Genomic DNA, 20,279 nt, shown 5'->3' on the forward strand with positions numbered 1-20,279 from the left:
CCATTAATTTTGATATGGAATTATTAGGTGAAAGAATACAATGGGATCCAACAACGGATACCCTAACGATTAAGGGCACACCACCTAATTTACGCGATCAGTTACAACGTAACTATAGTAAAAAATAATCACTGTGTTTAAATGAATAAGAAGAGGCGAGTTCGCCTCTTTTTATTATTGCTAATACAATACAAATTACTTTTTTATTATTTGACGTTGATAAGTTTTAGTTGTTTGCATCATATGTTGGAAAAATTCTGCCACTGCCATTTTATATTCTGGATTTTTTAAACGATTTTGTGCGTTTTCAATGACAGTTTTTTCACGATCAGTATCAAATATAGCTAAATTATGGGCTTTTTTTATTCGTGCAATTTCATTAACTGCATCCATTCTTTTTTCAAAAAGTGTCACTATTTCTGAGTCAATATCATCTATCTTGCGGCGAGTTTCTTCTAACATACTATTAATCTTTAACCTGTAATATTTTATCAACCATATATGTATTCTATGCGAGAGAGCAGAAAATTCAACTTAATTTATAGGATGATATCTAACTTTTACGACGTAAAAACTACTTTGTATTAATGGTAATAGCGACGTTAATCTAAAGGATTAGTGATAATAGTAAAGAGTAAGCTTAAGTCAATCGAGGTGAATAAGTCATCTGTAGCTTATTGATCATTATTTACCATCAACACAAAGAATAATATATATCACCATTTAGTGATAAATATAATGCCGCCTAAATTGTTTTATTTTTCCCTGATAGCAATATATGCTGCAACGTGACGCATAGAGATTGAAAGTTAACCCTATTCAGCGTAGGATTGAACAAAATGGATAAATAATTAGGACGCAGTGTAATGAAAATGTGTATTTCGTGTGGAATGCCGATGACTAGCTTGGCGGATTATCCTTTATATAACATGACTAAAAACTATTGTAAGCTGTGTGCGCGTAATGATGGGTCAATGCAAACCTTTGACGAAAGATGGGCTAATTTAACTGATACTTTAATTAAGGTACATCAAATGGATGAGAATATAGCGAAAGATACTGCTTATGTATTACTGAAAAAATTACCTGCTTGGCGTTAAGGTTAATTGATTTGGTGTAACCGTTTTAGTCACCTGGATAAGCTGCTTATTTTAAGCATCACTACTTGAAAATAGGAATATTTAAACGAATGTTAATGGTGCGTTCTAATGGACTCGAACCATCGACCCCCACCATGTCAAGGTGGTGCTCTAACCAACTGAGCTAAGAACGCGGAGATAGGTTAATGGTGCGTCCGAGTGAACTCGAATCACCGACCCCCACCATGTCAAGGTGGTGCTCTAACCAACTGAGCTACGGACGCAATAAGACTAACCAATGTGTGCTGTTAACACAGGCGTAGATATTAGCGGGCATTGGGTTTAGTATCAAGTAAAAAAATCAAAAAAAGAGGCAAATTCCCTTTTTTTAAGGTTGTTTGCCTATTATATAAACAGTGATATGGTTTGTTATTTAGCGGTTTTAGATAAAATTTGCTCGCGTGGCAATGTTTGTATCCAGTACATGCGACTTAATAATAATATTGCAGCCAGACTTAAACCAACAATGACCCCTATCCAAAAACCAGCCGCTCCCATGGCAGGGACAATATAATTAGTCAGCGCCAAAATATAACCCAGTGGTAAGCCAACTAACCAATAAGAGATAAAGGTAAATACAAAGATACTTTTCGTATCTTTATAAGCACGTAAGATACTATTAGCGATAGTTTGGACATAATCCGAACATTGATAAATGGCTAACAATACGATGAGAGAAAGGCATAATTCAATGACGAGCTGATTGTGTGTAAATAGTTGAATCAAAGCGTGATTAAACATTAGTAGGGCTAGTGCAATAAGTAATCCAAGAATAAACGCTGTGCCTAAACTAACATAGGCGGCGAGTTTTGCTTGATCTATCTTCTGTTCGCCAAGTAAAAATCCTACGCGGATACTGGTTGCAACAGATAACGCTAACGGTATAGTAAATGTCATACTACTAATCGTATAGATAATTTGGTTCGCTGCGACCGTAATTTCACCGAGTGGCGCAATTAACATAGAAATAACTGAAAATAAGCTAATTTCGAAGAAAAAGGCTAAGGCTAAAGGTAGACCTAGCGTCACGATACGCAATAGAATGTTGGGATTAATAATGCGCTTAATAGGGGTTTGTCGAATATCACGTTGGTTTTCCGCCACTAATGTATAACTTCTTAAAATAAAAAATAGTAACCAAAACACAATTGCAGCGGCAATTCCGCATCCTTGACTACCTAATTCAGGTAAGCCAAATTTGCCATAGATCAGAATATAATTAATTGGCACATTGACGATTAACGCAATAAGTACCGCGATCATTGCTGGTTTAGTATTAGATAACCCCTCACATTGATTACGATAAATTAAATATAATAAAAAGCCAGGCACTCCCCACATAATCGCATGTAAAAAGTCAGTAGCATTATTCAGCATTTCCATATCAATATTTTTATTGATATTACTTGCTAAAATAATCTTATCGCCATAATAAAGAATTGTCATGACGATTATCGATAATAGACCACTTAATAACACACCTTGCCGAATATGATCCGCGACTTCATGGCGTTTTCCTGCACCATTAAGATTAGCTATAATGGGGGTTAACACGGACAATAGACCCTGCGCAAATAAAATAGCAGGCCAAAAAATTGACGAACCTAAGGCAACGCCCGCAAGTGCTTTGGCATGATAGCGTCCAGCCATTACGGTTTCCATAAACATAATGCCAGACTGGGATATTTGTGCAATAAATACCGGTATTGCCAACGCGATAATAATTTTAATTTCTTTATATAGTGTTGTTTTTAACATAATAGATTACTCAATTAGGCCGTTACATAACCCCATAAGTCATACTCATCGGCCTGCTCTATATATACCGTAACGATATCGCCCGCTTTAAAGCGTGTTTCGCCGTTAAGGTAAACAACACCATCAATTTCAGGTGCATCGGCCATACTACGTCCAATCGCCCCCTCTGTATCGACTTCATCAATAATGACATTTATTGTTTTACCTATTTTTTCTTGTAATTTCTCTGCCGAAATTTGTTGCTGTAGTTGCATAAACCGTTCAAGTCGCTGCTGTTTGATCGCTTCTGGGATCTGATCAGGTAATTGATTCGCCGCAGATCCCTCAACTGGACTGTAAGCAAAAGCGCCAACGCGATCAAGACGTGCTTGGCGTAAAAAATCTAATAACATCTCAAAATCTTGCTCTGTTTCACCAGGGTAACCGACAATAAACGTTGAACGTAAGGTGATTTCAGGACAAATTTCACGCCATTTTTTTATTCGTTCTAATGTTCGTTCTATTGTTCCTGGACGTTTCATTGATTTAAGTATTTTCGGACTTGCATGTTGTAAGGGAACATCTAAATAAGGCAATATTTTCCCCTGTGCCATTAATGGGATCAAATCATCGATATGTGGATAAGGATAAACATAATGTAAGCGAACCCAAATACCTAAGCTTGATAGTTGTTCACAAAGGTTAACTATATGATTTTTAACTGGCATACCATTCCAAAAACCGGTACGATTTTTGACGTCAGCACCATAAGCGGACGTATCTTGGGCAATCACTAATAACTCTTTAACGCCACTATCCGCAAGACGTTTAGCTTCATCTAATACTTGACCAATAGGTCGACTTTCCATATCACCACGTAAGGACGGAATAATACAAAACGTACAGCGATGATCACAGCCTTCAGATATTTTCAAATAAGCATAATGTTTTGGGGTTAATTTAATGCCTTGATCTGGAATTAAACTGGTCAGTGGATTATATTCAGGTTTAGGTAGATATTTATTGACATGTTGTAGTACTTGTTCGTAACTGTGTGGACCAGAAATTTCAAGCACTTTTGGATGTACGGTTCTAATTTGATCTTCTTTAGCCCCTAAACAGCCTGTCACAATAACTTTACCATTTTCATCCAACGCTTCACCTATCGCTTCAAGCGATTCTTGTACCGCGCTATCGATAAAGCCACAGGTATTTACAATGACTAAATCAGCATTATCATAAGTAGGAACCACACGATAACCTTGTGTGCGTAGTTCGGTTAAAATACGTTCAGAATCAACTAGATTTTTAGGACAGCCTAAACTTACAAATCCAACAGTAGGGGATAATTTATTCATAATATATTACTAACTTATTTAATTATCATAAAAGAAAAATGATGGTTGAAATTTTAACGGGTAGATTATACGCGAAGATAAAAAAGACGCTATCTATTCTTATTAATCTATTGATAAATAGGTAAATAATGAAGGTCGTAGAAGTAAAAAAACCGAGTAGTAACTCGGTTTTTCTATCATATAAATGACTTATTATAATTATAAGGCATCCGCGTTTTTAGCTAAAAATTTCGCCACACCGTCTGGTGATCCTTGCATACCTTCTTTACCTTTTTCCCATTGTGCTGGGCATACTTCACCATGTTCTTCATGGAATTGTAATGCATCAACTGTACGGATCATTTCATCAACATTACGACCGATTGGTAAATCGTTAACGATTTGGTGACGTACGATACCATTTTTATCGATTAAGAATGAGGCACGTAAGGCAACACCTGCTTCTGGGTGCTCAATACCGTAAGCTTGTGCAATAGCATGACGGATATCGGCAACGATAGGGAATTGTACTTGGCCGATTCCTCCTTTTTCTACTGGTGTATTACGCCATGCATTGTGAACAAACTCAGAATCAATAGAAACACCGATCACTTTTACCCCACGTTTTTCAAACTCTTTAAAGCGGTGATCAAAAGCAATAATTTCTGATGGACAAACAAAAGTAAAATCCATAGGCCAGAAAAAGATGACGGCTGGTTGATCTTTGATAAAGCTCGATAAGTTAAAATTGTTAACAATTTCTCCATTACCTAATACCGCAGCGGCAGTAAAATCTGGTGCTTGACGTGTTACTAATACCATAATAGTTCTCCTAAATTTTTAATTTTGTCTTTATATCTTGATCTGTCCTGTCTATTATTATCTTTTTGTTTGATAATTAAAAACTGTTTAAAGTAATTGGTTTGATAGATTTAGACTATTATTTTAGCTGTTCTTGCGGCGATTGGCTCGGTTTTCGTCGTTTACCAATATTCTTGCTATCCCGGTGTCTCACTTTACTTTTTTTCTTCTCCGCCTTTTTCTCTTTTAATTTGGCTTTAGCTTTTGTTGATGGTTTTTTCTTACCTGTTAATGAAGGAACTTTACTTTTCGGTTTTAACTCATCGATGGTGCGCATTTTAATCGCTTCATGCACATAACGTTCGATTTTCTTTAATAACTCATAATCATGCGCTTCGACTAATGAAATTGCTGTTCCTTTTTTACCCGCACGAGCCGTGCGACCAATGCGATGTAAGTAAATATCTGCTGTGCGTGGTAAATCGAAATTAAATACGTGGGTAATGTCATCAATATCTAAACCACGCGCAGCAACATCTGTCGCAATTAACACATTAACGCGGTTATTTTGTAAACGCTTAATCGCTTCGTTTCGCTTAGCTTGCACCATTTCACCTTCAAGGTAACAGGAGCGAATACCTGCTTCATGTAGCTTACTCGCTAATTCATGGACTCGTTCACGTTTACGGACAAAAATCACCGCTTTTTGACATTCGTCTTGCGAAAGCAATTTGAGTAAAAGTGCCAATTTATGTTCAAGATTATCAGCACGATAGTAAAATTGTTGGATTTTTTTACGTTCACGTCGTGATGGCTCGGCATCAATTTCAATTGGATCATTTAAAATTCGCTTAGCAAAGTCATGAACATCCTGTCCTTCAAGTGTTGCCGAAAATAGTAAGGTCTGTTTACGCCAGCGCGTCTCTGCTGAAATCGTTTCTACATCTTGTGCAAATCCCATATCTAGCATGCGATCTGCTTCATCTAAAATTAACATTTCAACCGCACGGCAATCAAAGTTTTCTTCTTTAATATATTGTAGTAGACGGCCGGTTGTCGCAATGACGATATCTTGATTCTTACTAAACACTTCCGCATGATTCATATAGGCCACACCACCAGTAATGGTAGCAATACTCAAATCGGTATACTGCGTTATTTGTAGTGCTTGATCCGCAATCTGCATGGCTAATTCGCGGGTCGGTGCCAAAATTAATATTCTTGGTGGCCCTGGTTTACGACGAGGGAAATCTAATAGATGTTGGATAGCAGGGATAAGGAAAGCCAATGTTTTACCCGTTCCCGTTGGTGCGCTACCCATAATATCTCGACCATCTAACGCGGCTGGAATCGTGAGTGCTTGAATGGTTGTTGGATGTTTAAAATTTTTTTCCTCGATAGCTTTTAATAGCGATTCATCAAGATCTAAAGAAAGAAAATCAGTTATATCTGTCATTAAAATTCACCTTATTGATTAAGGGTATTATTATAACTAGTCTGATTAAAATCGCTATTAATTTAAGTGATACGTTTGTAACTTTTAAAGAAACAGAACCTATTCGTTTCGATAACTCACGTTAATCATGGTAGGCATTTTTATTTTATAACATACTTATTTTTATCTATAGTTAAAAAATCATGACTTTTTTATGTAATTAATTCGTTAAATTATTTAATCTATTTGCATAATCTAATTGCTGTAAATTAAGATCGGTATTGACTAGTTTTATATTGCTCATATTTTGTTTTATTTATATATCACAATATACCATGGTGAAATTGATTTATGACAAATAATTTTAGGTTTGGTTTAGATGTTGGCTCCACGACAGCCAAAGCAGTCGTGTTAGATAATGAAGGTAATTTTTTATACCATAAATATATTCGTCACAATACCTATATTGTGGCGAGTGTGCTGCAAATACTAAATGAAATAAAACAAAAGCTGGGGAATGATATTCAATTATCCGTCAAAGTAACGGGTTCGGCTGGAATGAGTATTTCGGAGAAAGCGGCGATTTCTTTTATTCAAGAAGTGATTGCTGCTTCAGAAGTAGTACAACAACGGTATCCAAAGGTAAGAACATTAATTGATATCGGTGGTGAAGATAGCAAGATGATTTTTTTCTTTGCCGATAGAGCGCCCGATATTCGTATGAATGGCAGTTGTGCTGGTGGTACTGGTGCATTTATTGATCAGATGGCAACATTACTCAATGTTCCTGTTAATGAATTTGACGCTTTGGCTCGTCAACATGATCAGGTTTTTTCCATTGCATCACGTTGTGGGGTCTTTGCCAAAACTGATGTGCAAAATTTAATTAGTCGCAATGTATCAAAAGAGAATATTGCCTATTCGGTATTACATGCAGTTTGCATTCAATTAGTTAATACATTAGCACGAGGCTATGACGTGGTACCTAAATTGATGTTAATTGGAGGACCTTTTTCTTTTTTACCAACGTTAAGTCAAGCCGCATTAGCAACACTAAAATTAACTGAAGATGATTTAATTAAGACTGAGCACCCAACATTATTATCAGCTTGGGGAGCGGCACTTCATCCAATAGAGCGAACAGTGTTATCTATTGACGAATTTATCCAGCGTCTTGAATCAAATATAACCCAATCTAACTCAACTCATTTTGCCCAAAATCTTTTACAACCTCTTTTTACACAACCCTCGTTTTCAGAATGGCAGAACAAAAGAAAATATATTGATATTGTTAAAATGCCTTTGTCTGCCTATTTAACGGGTCAAACCTTTTTGGGCATTGATAGTGGTTCAACCACTACAAAAATTACGTTAATTGGTGAACAAAATCAGTTACTTTTTCACTATTATGCGCCCAATAATGGTCATTCCGTTCAGGCGTTGATAACGGGATTGAGTGAACTTAAGCAGCAATTAATACATCATCCAAGACAAATAAATATAGCGCGAACCGCGGTAACGGGCTATGGAGAAGAACTATTAAAAGCAGCCTTTGCCATTGATGATGGTTTGGTTGAAACGATGGCACATTTTGCGGCAGCTAAACATATCGAACCGAAGGTTAGTTTTATTATGGATATCGGTGGTCAGGATATGAAGGCCATCTTTGTCACGAATGGGGTAGTTAATCATATTGAATTAAATGAGGCTTGCTCTGCCGGCTGTGGTTCATTTATTGAGACCTTTGCCAAATCGCTTAACTCGACCACAATCGATTTTGCTAATGCGGCTTGTCATGCAACTAAACCTTGTGATTTAGGTACTCGCTGTACGGTATTTATGAATTCTAAAGTTAAACAAGCATTAAGAGAAAATGCATCGATGGGCGATATTGCGGCAGGTTTAGCGTATTCAGTCATTAAAAATGCCATTTATAAAGTGCTTAAACTGCATGATATCAGTAAATTAGGACAACATATTGTTGTGCAAGGTGGAACATTTAAAAATCCAGCCGTCTTTCGTGCGTTGGAGCAATTAACCGGCGCTACTATTTCAACTTCCAGTATACCTGAGCTCATGGGGGCATACGGTGCGGCGTTAGTGGCGAAAGCAAACTATCAACAACAGCCACAAACATCAACGTTTATTGGACTTGATAATTTGCATCAAGCCCAAAATAGCCGTACCAAAGCTTCACGTTGTAAAGGCTGTGATAATGTATGTGATATCATCATTTATCGTTTTGATAATGGACAGCGTTACTATTCAGGTAATAAATGCGAACGTTTTTTGAGTAATGCTCCGATTAAAAATCATCATGCATTTAATATGTTTGATTATAAAAACGCATTATTATTCGATAGGGTTAAACCGAGTAAACCTAATGCCGACTTGACATTAGGTATTCCACGAGTATTAGGTATGTATGAACATTTTCCATTTTGGCATACCTTATTTACAGAATGTAATATAAATGTGACGTTGTCACCTATATCTACAATGGATATCTATGAAAAAGGGGCGGGAACGGTAATGTCAGATAGCATTTGTTTCCCTGCCAAATTAGTCCATGGGCATATTATGGAATTGGCACAAATGCAAGTTGATCGTATTTTTATGCCAATGGTAATATTTGAATCAAATCAATTTGATAATGCAGAGAATAATTATAATTGCCCAATTGTGAGTAGTTATGCGGAAGTGATATTAAGCGCAATTAATCCTCATCATCGTTATGGGATACCATTAGATAATCCAGTCATCAATTTTACCGATATTAAATTACTAAAAAAGGGATGTTGGCACTATTGTCAAACATTATTACCTAATTTGGATAAAACCACATTCAATTTAGCTTTTAAGCAAGCTCTTGAGCAGCAAGCCCATGTTAAGCAATCGCTTTATCTTAAGGCGCAAGAAATTTTGTCCATGGCAAAAACCACTAATCGTTATGTTTTTGTATTAGCGGGTCGACCTTATCATTGTGATAGTTTAATTAACCATAAGACCCCCGAAATTCTCAATGCATTGGATTGTGATGTGATTACTGAGGATTCACTTTTAACGCCGCATCACCAATTATCATCAGAATTACAAGTTTGTGCTCAATGGAGTTATCCAAATCGTTTATATGCCGCAGCTAGTTTTGTCGCAAATCAGCCAAATAATATCCAATTTGTTCAATTTAACTCATTTGGTTGTGGACCGGATGCCATTGTTACTGATGAGTGTAAAGCGTTACTGGAATCCAAAGGGAAAACCAATACCCTTATTCGAATTGATGAAATTACTGCTACAGGTTCGGTTAAATTACGATTACGATCGATTCTTGAATCATTAAAATTAAACCAGAGCAGGCAGCCTATTGAGCAAATCAGACCTCAACTTCCGGTATTTAATCGGCAGGATAAAAAACAGCGTATTATTCTTGCCCCTTATATTTCTGATTTTTATTCGCCACTGCTACCGCCATTATTTGCTTTATCTGGTTATCAATTAGTTATTTTACCTAAGCCAGATAAACAGTCCGTCGAATGGGGTTTAAAATATTGTAATAATGAAATCTGTTATCCTGCGACGATCATTGTCGGTGATATTATTAAAGCATTACATTCTGGGAAATATGAGCGTCAAAATGTGGCAATAGGTATCACACAAACGGGCGGTCAATGTCGAGCTAGTAGTTATTTATCATTAATTAAAAAAGCGATGATAAGTAATGGATTTGCTGATGTACCTATTATTTCCTTGAGTACTAATAGTATGATCAATACCCAACAACCTGGTTTTAAATTAAATTGGATAAAGACCGTGCCTGCCACGTTTATTGGCATATTATTTGCTGATGCTATTTCTAAAATGTATTATGCTTGTGCGCCAAGGGAAATAAATAAAGGACAAAGTGATAATTTAAAAGAATATTACATGCAGCAAATAAAGGATTATATAGGTGAACGCCGTCGCTATAAACACATATTTACCTTACTTGAGCGTGCCGTGACTGAGTTTAACCAGATTCCAACCAAACCTATTGATTGTCCGCAAATTGGTATTGTTGGTGAAATTTATGTTAAATATAATGATTTTGGTAATCAACATAGCCTTGATTGGTTAGTTAAGCAAGGCATTGAGCCAGTGATACCGCCTATGTTGGAGTTTTTCTCTCAATTCTTTGTCAATTATGACACTAATATTGAGCAAAACTTACAATCTAAAAGCCTTATAAGCTATCTGTTAGCTTTTTTTGAACATTACACCCAAAGCAAAGTCAATAAAACTAATACTATTTTACAGCGATTTAAATATTATCGACCATTTCATAATATCCGTGACATGTCGGAGAAAGCTAAACAGATTTTAAATTTAAGTAATCAATATGGGGAAGGGTGGTTAATCCCCGCAGGAATAAGTAGTTTAGCAGAGCAAGGTATTAATAATATCATTAGCTTACAACCATTTGGCTGTATTGCTAACCATGTTGTCTCTAAAGGCGTAGAAAAGCGCATGCGTGATCTTTATCCTAAGTTAAATCTTTTATATTTGGATTTTGATGATGGCGCTGGTGAAGTGAATGTATTAAATCGATTGCATTTTATGGTTAGTTCATTGAAGTATCAACAGTTAGAACGCGTTATCTAGTCAATGAGAAATTCGCTCACTTCATGGCGAAGTGAGCTAACTATCAACTTAACATTAAGCTTGAGTGATTCCATATCGATTACGGTATTCCTTTACCTTGGTTAATTGGTCGGTATTGTTATGATTTTGTTGTAGGTAATCAACTAGATCATCAAGGGTAATAATAGAAATAACTTCACATTGGTAGCTCTGTTTTATCTCCTGAATAGCAGATAATTCGCCTTTCCCTTTTTCTTGGCGATCTAACGATATTAATACCCCTGCTAATTGTGCATTATTAGCTTTAAGAATAGTCATTGATTCGCGAATAGCTGTACCAGCTGTAATGACGTCATCAACTAACATGACGCGACTGTGGTGATTAATTGGTGTTCCAACTAAATTTCCTCCCTCACCATGATCTTTCGCTTCCTTACGATTAAAACAGTAAGGAATATCTAAATTATAGTGCTCAGAAAGCGCTACCGCCGTTGAAGTTGCAATTGGTATGCCTTTATAAGCAGGTCCAAAAATAATATTGTATTGTATATTGGCATCAATAAGCGCTTGGGCATAAAAACGTCCTAACAATGCCAAATCTTTACCTGTGTTAAACAGTCCAGCATTAAAAAAATAGGGACTTTTTCGACCTGATTTTAAGGTAAATTCACCAAATTTAAGTACTTGCCTATCTAATGCAAACTGGATAAATTGGCGTTTATATGTTTTCATGCTTTTCTCCAGAATTTCCTTTGTGAGATAAATATAACTTTTTTTGATATAAAAAAACGACTTAACGTCGTTTTTTAGCATTTAGTTATTTAAGGCTTGTTTTTGCGCTTCAAATAGCGTTTTTATACCATTTTTCGCTAATTCCAATAGCGCTAATAATTCTGTATGACTAAATGGTTCACCTTCAGCGGTGCCTTGAATTTCAATAATACGACCATCATCAATCATCACCACATTCATATCTGTCTCTGCATTGCAATCCTCAATATATTCTAAATCGCAGACCGCTTCACCAGACACTATACCAACCGATACCGCGGCAACTAACCCTTTCATAGGATTGGTTTTTATCTTACCTGTTGCAACCAGGCTATTTAAGGCATCCGCTAAAGCAACACATGCACCAGTTATCGAGGCAGTTCTGGTGCCACCATCTGCTTGAATGACATCACAATCTAAAGTAATGGTATATTCGCCCAGTAATTTGAGATCGACTGCAGCACGTAGAGAACGAGCGATTAATCGTTGGATCTCTAATGTTCTTCCTCCTTGTTTACCTTTTGCTGCCTCACGTTGGTTTCGGGTATGGGTTGAACGTGGCAACATGCCATATTCAGCTGTAATCCAACCTTGCTGTTGTCCTTTTAGAAAACGAGGCACGCCTTCTTCTATGGTTGCGGTACAGAGTACTTTAGTGTCACCAAATTCCACAAGAACTGAACCTTCAGCATGTTTTGTATATTGACGAGTAAGTGTTATAGGGCGCACTTGTTGTGCAAGACGGCCTGCTGGACGCATGCGGTTTCTCCAAATATTATTTTAATCTGACAGTATTTTTAGGGGACATCATTATTAGAACTTGTATTGCATTAATGATGTTTAGCCTAAGCTAAGCGAATATTATACAGAATTTATGCTACAATGCCCAGCGAGATTTTAGACAAAATTAAGGGTTAAAGATATGTTACGTAGTATGACGGCTTATAGTCGCAAAGAACTAAGTCAGACTTGGGGACGTGTAATTTGGGAACTTCGATCAGTTAATCAACGTTATTTAGAAACCTATATTCGATTACCAGAGGAGTTTCGAGCTTTAGAGCCGATGATACGTGAGCGCTTAAGACAGCGCTTAACACGGGGAAAAATAGAATGCCATCTCCGCGTTGAGTTTGATCCGAGTGTAGCTCAGCAGCAATTAATCATTAATAAAAGTTTAGCTGCTCAGCTATTATCTGCATCGGATTGGCTAAGTACTGAATATTCAGTAGGCGATATTAATCCCATAGATGTTTTACGTTGGCCGGGGGTGATGGTCGCGAAAGAACAAGATTTAAATGCTATTTCACAAGAAATGTTAACGCTACTTGATTTGGCACTAGATGAATTTATTGATGTTAGGGAGCGGGAAGGGGCGGCATTACAAACATTAATCTGTCAACGTTTAGACGCTGCAGTAAATGAGGTTAATAAAATACGTATGCATATGCCCGAGATATTAAACTGGCAAAAAGAGAAATTAATCGCAAAATTTAATGAAGCAGGTATTGAATTTGACAATAATCGCTTAGAGCAAGAATTAATTTTATTGGCGCAACGTTTAGATATCGCAGAAGAGCTCGATCGCTTAACGACACATATTAAAGAAACCTATCATATTCTTAATAAACAGGAGGCGGTGGGGCGACGTTTAGATTTTATGATGCAGGAATTTAATCGCGAATCAAATACGATTGCTTCTAAATCAATTAATACTGATATTACGGCAAGTGCAATTGAACTTAAAGTACTAATTGAACAAATGCGTGAACAGATTCAAAATATTGAGTAATAGTAGTGGTATGTCTACACTTTTTGATACTAAAATGTGTGGACAGATCAATATAAGAAAATGAACAAAGATATCCCCTTATTAGAATATGGTAAATTAAATAGAGCCAGTAAAATGACTTAACTGTGAGATTGAAGATTTTTTACATTGGGGATAAAATTAATGCTATTTCATTATATTTTTCTTTCTAAGATCTCATCAAAGTACTAATTAATAAAAATAACCTTGAGCACCAGCCATTCGTGAGCGAAATAATGGTGAGATTACGTTGGAACAAGGCTATTCTCGCGTACATATTAATTCTAAGGAATTCCTTCAAAATAATAAAGATAGTGCGAATAATTATACGTTATCAGCCATGGTTAGTGGTCTATGGCGCATTTATAATATTTTAATCTTTGGCAACCTCATTCACCGTTTACCTCATCAAAGTAACCAGACACTATTTATGTCGCATGGTAAAAAATTAAAGCGATCATTGATAGTCCAGAATAAGGTAGTGTTATGAATATTGTCATCAATATTGCACCACAAGATTTAATTATTTTAAGATAATATACGAGAGATTAGACACTATAGTGGTCGACCCATACCAATTAATTTAGATATCCACTTGTAATGGCAAAGTGATTCTGATTTATCTTTAAAACAGAATCACGCCATTTTCTTTAAAAATATTGTAAGAGAATTAAACTAAATCCCATTACTGTCATACCCGAGAGAATACCAATACTTGGATTGCGATCAGGATCCACTTCGCTAGCTAATGGGATAAGTTCATCGATTGACAAGGCAACCATAATGCCAGAAACCATAGCCATAATTGCTGCCATCAGTGATTCAGTGATAATATTACCTAATATAATAAACGTTAATATTCCACCCAAAATTTCAGAGAAACCAGAAACACCAGACCAAAACAAAGCTTGCCATTTTGATCCAGTAGCGATATAAATTGGTGCAGCAACGGCCAGACCTTCTGGAATATTATGGATGGCAACCGCAATTGCAATACCTACGCCTAATTCTAAATTGGCACTGGCTGTAATAAATGTAGCAATGCCTTCTGGAAAATTATGTAAACTAATACCTAATGTTAGCAATACGGCCGTACGCTTTAGTTTGCTGTTATCAGGCATTTCAATTTTATGATTGTTATCGATAAGTTCATACTCATTATTAATCTTTTGTGGATGATAATGAGGAAGCAGATAATCAATAATAAAATATCCCACTAATCCAACAATGAACATCAAATAACACATGATGGGTGATGCCGATGGTGTGGCTAACGCTGCGGGTAACATTTCCATCAATGAGATTAACAGCATAATGCCTGCTGCAAAGCCTAATGAGAATCCAAGGACTTTAACGGATGGTTTTTTAGTTAATATACCTAATATTGCACCAATAAACGTTGATGCGCCAGCCAATATAGTAAGTATAAGCGGTGTAGATTGCATTTAAGTTCTTCCTGTCATCATAAAAATGCTAATTGATAATTTTAATGTTAACATTGCTTATATTGATGTTAATCAATGGCTTCCTGATTGATTAATGATAATAATGGGTCTGGAATTAGCGTCGGATTAATTATTTTAATTTGTTTATGTCTACCTAACTCACCTTTCTCAACCATAATTAAACTTTTAGCCACTTTAAATTGCTTAGCTAAAAACTTAATTAAATGTTGATTCGCGCGTCCATCAATAGGTGGCGCAGTAATTGCTACTTTAATTTCATTATTGTGTAAACCAACAATTTGATCGCGACTAGCTTTAGGTTGAATATATAACTGAATAGTTAATATATTTTGCTGACGATCAAACTGAATAGGTGATTTTTTTTCTACATAACAATCCATAAATAACCAAATAGCTCTGTTGCCAACAAATTTAATGCGAGCAAAATAAATACCACAATCATAAACGAAAAATCAATATTGCCTAATGGCGGTACAATGCGACGGATAGGTTGGACTAATGGATCCGTCAATTGGGCAAGAATTTCTTCAGCGCCAGATTGTCCGCGTTCTATCCAACTTAATATGGCTCGAAATAGTAATAGCCAAAAAATTAAATGACCTATTGCATGTAATATCGGGTAAAAGGCATAAAATAAAAACACACTGTCCCATATAGGTCCATTGAATTGGAAATGAATAATAAACGCTAATTTTAGCATACCTAAAATATAAAGCACTAATAGTGTTGAGGTATCGACGTTTTTAATCGTTGGTAAAAATTGTTTTAGTGGTGCTAATATTGGTTGGGTTATTTTAACTATAAATTGGGTAAAGGGATTGTAAAAGCTTGCGCGTACATATTGCATCCATAAACGTAATATAAAAATATATAAACCAAAGGTAAGTAAAGTGGTCATGATATAATTAAGTGAAAGCATAAATTAATCCTTAGTAAAGATAGGTATCATTGTATCATAGCTATTTCTTTTTATATTAGGTAAATTTTTGTTAGTTGGAATAGTCGCGAGCGCCAAAAATGGCACTGCCAATTCTTACCAATGTACTACCACATTGTATTGCGCTTGTCATATCATTACTCATTCCCATCGATAACGTATCTACTAAGGGATAGGTAGCTTTAAGTTGCTGGAACAATAACTTCATTTTTTCGAAAACTAAGCGCTGTTTAATCGTATCTCCTTCAGCAGAAGGAATCGCCATTAATCCTCTTAAGGTTAAATGGGGTAAAACACTAATTTGTTCGGCAAGCGTCATCATTTGTGATGGCTTAATTCCAGATTTGCTGGTCTCCTCACTAATATTAATTTGTATAAGGACATTAAGTGGCGCTTTTTCTACTGGTCGTTGCATACTTAATCTTTCTGCAATTTTTTGTCGGTCTATTGTATGAACCCAATCAAAATATTCAGCAACTAAACGTGATTTATTGGACTGCAATGGACCAATAAAATGCCAAATCAGCGGATATTGAGGCCAATGCGCTGTAAAATAGTTTATTTTCTCTAAACCTTCTTGGACATAATTTTCACCAAAATCGAATTGTCCAGCCATAATAGCTTGTTCGATATCCGCCACAGGTTTGGTTTTACTTACAGCAACAAGCGTAATTGTTTTTGGATCACGTTGGCATTGTTGGGCAACTGTTGCTATCCTTTGTTTGATAAATTGTAAATTTTGTCCAATCTTATTCATTTTATATCGCCACCTAAAGTTGGTACTATGGAATCACTTATTGCCTTAAGTTTAACGCAAAAAGCATCGGATTTGTATCTTTGTAGTGGTCAAACGCCAACTATCCGTATTGATGGAAAGCTAAAAGTATTAAAACAAATCATATTAACTCATGCGCAGTTAGACGCCTATTTTAGGTTATTTTTATCGCCAACACAGCTAAAAAAATTAATGTCTAACAAACAGATCGATATTGCGATCAATGATCCTGTATATGGTCGTTACCGAATGCATATCTTTTATCAGTATCATGGTATTTCGGCCATATTTCGCTTTATTAACGCGACTATACCAACGATAGCGCAAATTAATCTACCGCCAGTTGTAAATGAAATCATCACAAAATCACATGGATTAATTTTGATTACAGGTGCGACAGGAAGTGGTAAGTCTACTTCGTTGGCCGCTTTAATTGAACATATCAATCAGCATCAAAATAAACATATTATAACTTTAGAAGATCCGATTGAGTATATTTATCAAAGTAAGCAATCTATTATTCAGCAACGTGAAATTAACACGCATGTTGAGAATTTTTCTTTGGCGCTAAAAGCCGTATTACGACAAGATCCTGATATCATTGTTGTTGGTGAATTACGAGATGATGAAACAATACAGACGGCACTAACATTGGCAGAAACGGGACACCTTATTTTTGCCTCCTTGCATACTAATACTGCTTATGAATCGCTTAATCGAATTATCGATATTGTCGCAACTGAACGAAAAAATTTTGTACGAGCACAATTGGCGGTTTCGTTATGTGCGGTTATTTGGCAACAATTGGTGGCAAAACCGGAAGGTAGGCGAGAAGCGTTATACGAAGTGTTAATTAATACTCCCGCAATTAGTCATTTAATTAGAGAAGGTAACTTCAATCAAATTATTACCCAAATGCAAATGGGTAAACAATATGGTATGCAACTGATGAATAATGATGAGTTAATTTAATATTACTATTTTGTCAGTACGAATAAATATAGATAACGACCTTCCCTTTTTAATTATTAATTAAAATTGATATTATCTTTTTCAAGCTGCTTTTCCAATTTTGCAATAGCTTGCTGACATCGATATAATCGTACATCAAGTGCGGCTATTTTTTGTATAATGTGTTGCCGTTGCGTTGAATACGTAGTCGTGTTAAGTGTGTATTCTAATTCCTGTTTCATGCTATTAAGCCGACGTTGATATTCTAAATAACGGCAATGTGTCTCGTAACGCGTTTCTTTCACTTTCACTGGTGGTATTTTACGCAGAGATTGGGTAGCTAGTTCACGGTGCATAGCGATAATTTGGTTGGTTATTTTTTCCGTTAAGTAAGCCACTTTTTCTGGCTGATCGTTGTCTATCGTTTGTTTAAGGTAAGCGACATTTTTTTTTATTTGCGCTAAATAATGTTGCAAAATAGATAATTGACCTTTAATCTGTGTTGGTGGTTGAAAAAGATGTGGATCAAATAAGTATTCTGTTTCATTATCAGTAACACATGCAATTTTCTGACTAAGCTGTTCAAGTTGTTGTGTTAACCGATTAAATAGATTTGTATCATTTCTTATCATTGACCTTCCTCGCCATGACGATGGTCATGATCAATATCTAAATAATCACCAATGTGCTTTTGGGTTAAATCAAGTAGTCGCATTAATTCGCTAAAAGTTGGTTCTATCGGTTTGTTGATAATAATGTTATCGGTAATCAGGCGAGCTCTTAATTGATTAAACCAATCTAATAAATTTAAAGGTAACGCTGATTTAGCACGTTTTCCTAACCAAAGCAGACCTTGAACTGGCAAACTTAAAGCAAATAATGCAGTTATAATACAAAGCACTAATTTAGCATGCATATAATATTGCCAAACAAAAATGGCAATAGCCAGCGGCGGCATAAAACGTATTGCATACTGCGTTAATCTAATAATGTTGATTTCAGGAAAGGCGGTGGACAACCGTTTATCTTTGGGGCAAATTTGCATATAATTTTGACCCGCATGGATTAGTTTAATAAGATTCATTTGTTGGGGTCTCCTCGACATTCGCTATTTAATAGCATAAAATATTATCATTACATCTAAAGATATATCTAATAACGTTATTTAAACACAAAATATTAAGTTTATCACCAATTTATCGGTGATTAATTATCCACACTCAAAAAATTAAGAGAGTGTATTATCGTTTTATTTAGTAAAAAATAGGGATCACTATGTCGAGTAATTTAGTCCTCGTTCTTAACTGTGGTAGCTCTTCACTGAAGTTTGCAATTATCAACCCAGCTAATGGCGATGAATATATTTCAGGTCTAGCCGAATGTTTTAATTTAGCTGAAGCACGAATCAAATGGAAATTAGATGGTAACAAATCTGAAGCCGCGTTAGGCGCTGGCGCTGCTCATAGCGAAGCATTAGATTTTATTGTTAATAAAATTTTTGTTACTAAACCAGAATTATTAGCTAACATCAAAGCGATTGGACATCGTATTGTGCATGGCGGTGAAAAATATACGGAATCAGTAGTTATCACTGATGAGGTATTAAAAGGTATTGAGGACGCAGCAGTATTTGCACCTTTACATAACCCAGCCCATCTTATTGGTATTCGTGAAGCATTTAAAGCATTCCCGCATTTAAAAGATAAAAATGTTGCAGTGTTTGATACGGCATTTCATACCACGATGCCTAAAGAAGCTTACTTATATGCGATTCCTTATGAATTATATAAGAAGCATGGTATCCGACGCTATGGTTTCCACGGTACGAGCCACTACTATGTTAGCCGTGAAGCAGCTAAAATGTTAAATAAATCAGTTGATGATTTAAATGTTATTACTTGCCATTTAGGTAATGGTGCCTCTGTTTCAGCGATTAAAAATGGTAAATGTGTTGAAACATCAATGGGTCTTACACCACTTGAAGGTTTGGTAATGGGAACGCGTAGCGGTGATATCGATCCTGCTATTATGTTTTTCTTACACGATAATTTAAATATGTCTGTCGCTGAAATCAACGATCTTTTAAACAAAAAATCAGGTTTATTGGGTCTAACAGAAGCAAGTAGTGATTGCCGTTATGTTGAAGATAACTACGGCAAAGATGAAGGCGCAACTAATGCATTTGATGTTTTTGTTCACCGTTTAGTTAAATATATTGGTGGCTACAGTACATTGTTAGATGGCAAATTAGATGCAATCATCTTCACTGGTGGTATTGGTGAAAACTCTGAAGGAGTTCGTCGTCATGTGCTAGAAAAATTAGGCATTTTAGGTTTTGAATTAGATCAAGAGCGTAACCTTGCGGCACGTTTTGGTAACAGTGGTGCAATTAATAAAGAGGGAACTCGCTCAGCATTGGTTATCCCAACCAATGAAGAACTTGTGATTGCACAAGATGCAGCACGCTTAACGGCGTAATAAATTACTTAACCGCCGAATCCGGCGG

General features: G+C 36.0%; 19 protein-coding genes and 2 tRNA genes. 6 read left to right on the plus strand and 15 right to left on the minus strand.

Annotated features, from left to right (window positions below):
• Positions 1 to 128, plus strand: a 128-nt coding sequence (locus O970_RS10285; protein ID WP_193553287.1) for a nucleoid-associated protein, incomplete at its 5' end; no start/stop codon positions are given.
• Between the two features lie 67 nt (positions 129 to 195).
• Here O970_RS10285 and O970_RS04685 read toward each other — a convergent pair.
• Positions 196 to 462 carry a chorismate mutase gene (locus O970_RS04685; protein ID WP_024495994.1) on the minus strand — a complete coding sequence of 89 codons (267 nt, stop codon included), beginning with the start codon at positions 460 to 462 and terminating at the stop codon, positions 196 to 198.
• A gap of 404 nt (positions 463 to 866) precedes the next feature.
• On the opposite strand from O970_RS04685, the gene O970_RS04690 reads away from it, so the two are divergent.
• Positions 867 to 1,100: a zinc ribbon domain-containing protein gene (locus tag O970_RS04690; protein ID WP_024495995.1), complete on the plus strand. Its 234-nt coding sequence runs from the start codon at positions 867 to 869 to the stop codon at positions 1,098 to 1,100.
• Positions 1,101 to 1,196: 96 nt separating this feature from the next.
• Here the strand turns inward: O970_RS04690 and O970_RS04695 are convergent.
• The 6 genes from O970_RS04695 to srmB all read right to left on the minus strand — a co-directional run bounded on the left by O970_RS04695 (position 1,197) and on the right by srmB (position 6,470).
• Positions 1,197 to 1,273: transfer RNA gene (locus O970_RS04695), tRNA-Val, on the minus strand.
• A 13-nt stretch (positions 1,274 to 1,286) separates the two neighbouring features.
• Positions 1,287 to 1,363: transfer RNA gene (locus O970_RS04700), tRNA-Val, on the minus strand.
• A gap of 145 nt (positions 1,364 to 1,508) precedes the next feature.
• Complete coding sequence (locus O970_RS04705) at positions 1,509 to 2,897, minus strand: MATE family efflux transporter (RefSeq protein ID WP_024495996.1); 1,389 nt, start codon at positions 2,895 to 2,897, stop codon at positions 1,509 to 1,511.
• Between the two features lie 14 nt (positions 2,898 to 2,911).
• The gene (gene rimO / locus O970_RS04710) at positions 2,912 to 4,234 is read right to left on the minus strand and encodes a 30S ribosomal protein S12 methylthiotransferase RimO (RefSeq protein WP_024495997.1); all 1,323 of its coding nucleotides are present in this window, start codon (positions 4,232 to 4,234) and stop codon (positions 2,912 to 2,914) included.
• Positions 4,235 to 4,432: 198 nt separating this feature from the next.
• Positions 4,433 to 5,035: a peroxiredoxin C gene (locus O970_RS04715; protein ID WP_024495998.1), complete on the minus strand. Its 603-nt coding sequence runs from the start codon at positions 5,033 to 5,035 to the stop codon at positions 4,433 to 4,435.
• Between the two features lie 118 nt (positions 5,036 to 5,153).
• Positions 5,154 to 6,470, minus strand: coding sequence for an ATP-dependent RNA helicase SrmB (srmB, locus tag O970_RS04720; RefSeq protein WP_024495999.1), 1,317 nt, complete (start codon positions 6,468 to 6,470; stop codon positions 5,154 to 5,156).
• A 330-nt stretch (positions 6,471 to 6,800) separates the two neighbouring features.
• Here srmB and O970_RS04725 point away from each other — a divergent pair, with 330 nt between their 5' ends.
• Positions 6,801 to 11,087: an acyl-CoA dehydratase activase-related protein gene (locus tag O970_RS04725; RefSeq protein ID WP_024496000.1), complete on the plus strand. Its 4,287-nt coding sequence runs from the start codon at positions 6,801 to 6,803 to the stop codon at positions 11,085 to 11,087.
• 54 nt (positions 11,088 to 11,141) lie between these two features.
• On the opposite strand, the gene pyrE is transcribed toward O970_RS04725, so the two are convergent.
• Both pyrE and rph read right to left on the minus strand, forming a co-directional pair.
• The gene (gene pyrE / locus O970_RS04730) at positions 11,142 to 11,798 is read right to left on the minus strand and encodes an orotate phosphoribosyltransferase (RefSeq protein WP_024496001.1); all 657 of its coding nucleotides are present in this window, start codon (positions 11,796 to 11,798) and stop codon (positions 11,142 to 11,144) included.
• An 81-nt stretch (positions 11,799 to 11,879) separates the two neighbouring features.
• Positions 11,880 to 12,596, minus strand: coding sequence for a ribonuclease PH (gene rph, locus O970_RS04735; protein ID WP_024496002.1), 717 nt, complete (start codon positions 12,594 to 12,596; stop codon positions 11,880 to 11,882).
• A 163-nt stretch (positions 12,597 to 12,759) separates the two neighbouring features.
• Between rph and O970_RS04740 the strand changes: the two genes are divergently transcribed.
• A complete protein-coding gene (locus O970_RS04740) occupies positions 12,760 to 13,626 on the plus strand; it encodes a YicC/YloC family endoribonuclease (RefSeq protein WP_024496003.1) in 867 nt (288 codons plus the stop codon).
• A gap of 668 nt (positions 13,627 to 14,294) precedes the next feature.
• On the opposite strand, the gene zupT is transcribed toward O970_RS04740, so the two are convergent.
• The 4 genes from zupT to O970_RS04760 all read right to left on the minus strand — a co-directional run bounded on the left by zupT (position 14,295) and on the right by O970_RS04760 (position 16,804).
• Positions 14,295 to 15,089, minus strand: a complete 795-nt coding sequence (gene zupT / locus O970_RS04745) for a zinc transporter ZupT (protein WP_036562676.1) — start codon at positions 15,087 to 15,089, stop codon at positions 14,295 to 14,297.
• Between the two features lie 68 nt (positions 15,090 to 15,157).
• A complete protein-coding gene (gene yggU, locus O970_RS04750; protein ID WP_024496005.1) occupies positions 15,158 to 15,490 on the minus strand; it encodes a DUF167 family protein YggU in 333 nt (110 codons plus the stop codon).
• Complete coding sequence (locus O970_RS04755; RefSeq protein ID WP_024496006.1) at positions 15,475 to 16,029, minus strand: YggT family protein; 555 nt, start codon at positions 16,027 to 16,029, stop codon at positions 15,475 to 15,477. Before O970_RS04755 ends, yggU begins: the two co-directional genes overlap by 16 nt.
• A gap of 70 nt (positions 16,030 to 16,099) precedes the next feature.
• Positions 16,100 to 16,804: a YggS family pyridoxal phosphate-dependent enzyme gene (locus tag O970_RS04760; protein WP_024496007.1), complete on the minus strand. Its 705-nt coding sequence runs from the start codon at positions 16,802 to 16,804 to the stop codon at positions 16,100 to 16,102.
• 27 nt (positions 16,805 to 16,831) lie between these two features.
• On the opposite strand from O970_RS04760, the gene O970_RS04765 reads away from it, so the two are divergent.
• On the plus strand, positions 16,832 to 17,794 hold the full coding sequence (locus O970_RS04765) for a type IV pilus twitching motility protein PilT (RefSeq protein ID WP_024496008.1): 963 nt from the start codon (positions 16,832 to 16,834) through the stop codon (positions 17,792 to 17,794).
• A 56-nt stretch (positions 17,795 to 17,850) separates the two neighbouring features.
• Here the strand turns inward: O970_RS04765 and priC are convergent, their stop codons facing one another.
• A complete protein-coding gene (priC, locus tag O970_RS04770) occupies positions 17,851 to 18,405 on the minus strand; it encodes a primosomal replication protein PriC (protein WP_024496009.1) in 555 nt (184 codons plus the stop codon).
• The gene (gene yfbV / locus O970_RS04775) at positions 18,402 to 18,857 is read right to left on the minus strand and encodes a terminus macrodomain insulation protein YfbV (RefSeq protein WP_051318599.1); all 456 of its coding nucleotides are present in this window, start codon (positions 18,855 to 18,857) and stop codon (positions 18,402 to 18,404) included. Before yfbV ends, priC begins: the two co-directional genes overlap by 4 nt.
• Before the next feature lie 191 nt (positions 18,858 to 19,048).
• On the opposite strand from yfbV, the gene O970_RS04780 reads away from it, so the two are divergent.
• Complete coding sequence (locus O970_RS04780) at positions 19,049 to 20,251, plus strand: acetate kinase (RefSeq protein ID WP_024496011.1); 1,203 nt, start codon at positions 19,049 to 19,051, stop codon at positions 20,249 to 20,251.
• Positions 20,252 to 20,279 lie beyond the last annotated feature (28 nt).

Source organism: Candidatus Schmidhempelia bombi str. Bimp, from assembly GCF_000471645.3.
GTDB classification, from domain to species: domain Bacteria; phylum Pseudomonadota; class Gammaproteobacteria; order Enterobacterales; family Orbaceae; genus Utexia; species Utexia bombi.

Coding starts and splice junctions, on each gene's coding strand:
- O970_RS04685 (WP_024495994.1), bottom strand. CDS start 462: ATGTTAGAAGAAACTCGCCGCAAGATAGATGATATTGACTCAGAAATA.
- O970_RS04690 (WP_024495995.1), top strand. CDS start 867: ATGAAAATGTGTATTTCGTGTGGAATGCCGATGACTAGCTTGGCGGAT.
- O970_RS04705 (WP_024495996.1), bottom strand. CDS start 2,897: ATGTTAAAAACAACACTATATAAAGAAATTAAAATTATTATCGCGTTG.
- rimO (WP_024495997.1), bottom strand. CDS start 4,234: ATGAATAAATTATCCCCTACTGTTGGATTTGTAAGTTTAGGCTGTCCT.
- O970_RS04715 (WP_024495998.1), bottom strand. CDS start 5,035: ATGGTATTAGTAACACGTCAAGCACCAGATTTTACTGCCGCTGCGGTA.
- srmB (WP_024495999.1), bottom strand. CDS start 6,470: ATGACAGATATAACTGATTTTCTTTCTTTAGATCTTGATGAATCGCTA.
- O970_RS04725 (WP_024496000.1), top strand. CDS start 6,801: ATGACAAATAATTTTAGGTTTGGTTTAGATGTTGGCTCCACGACAGCC.
- pyrE (WP_024496001.1), bottom strand. CDS start 11,798: ATGAAAACATATAAACGCCAATTTATCCAGTTTGCATTAGATAGGCAA.
- rph (WP_024496002.1), bottom strand. CDS start 12,596: ATGCGTCCAGCAGGCCGTCTTGCACAACAAGTGCGCCCTATAACACTT.
- O970_RS04740 (WP_024496003.1), top strand. CDS start 12,760: ATGTTACGTAGTATGACGGCTTATAGTCGCAAAGAACTAAGTCAGACT.
- zupT (WP_036562676.1), bottom strand. CDS start 15,089: ATGCAATCTACACCGCTTATACTTACTATATTGGCTGGCGCATCAACG.
- yggU (WP_024496005.1), bottom strand. CDS start 15,490: ATGGATTGTTATGTAGAAAAAAAATCACCTATTCAGTTTGATCGTCAG.
- O970_RS04755 (WP_024496006.1), bottom strand. CDS start 16,029: ATGCTTTCACTTAATTATATCATGACCACTTTACTTACCTTTGGTTTA.
- O970_RS04760 (WP_024496007.1), bottom strand. CDS start 16,804: ATGAATAAGATTGGACAAAATTTACAATTTATCAAACAAAGGATAGCA.
- O970_RS04765 (WP_024496008.1), top strand. CDS start 16,832: ATGGAATCACTTATTGCCTTAAGTTTAACGCAAAAAGCATCGGATTTG.
- priC (WP_024496009.1), bottom strand. CDS start 18,405: ATGATAAGAAATGATACAAATCTATTTAATCGGTTAACACAACAACTT.
- yfbV (WP_051318599.1), bottom strand. CDS start 18,857: ATGAATCTTATTAAACTAATCCATGCGGGTCAAAATTATATGCAAATT.
- O970_RS04780 (WP_024496011.1), top strand. CDS start 19,049: ATGTCGAGTAATTTAGTCCTCGTTCTTAACTGTGGTAGCTCTTCACTG.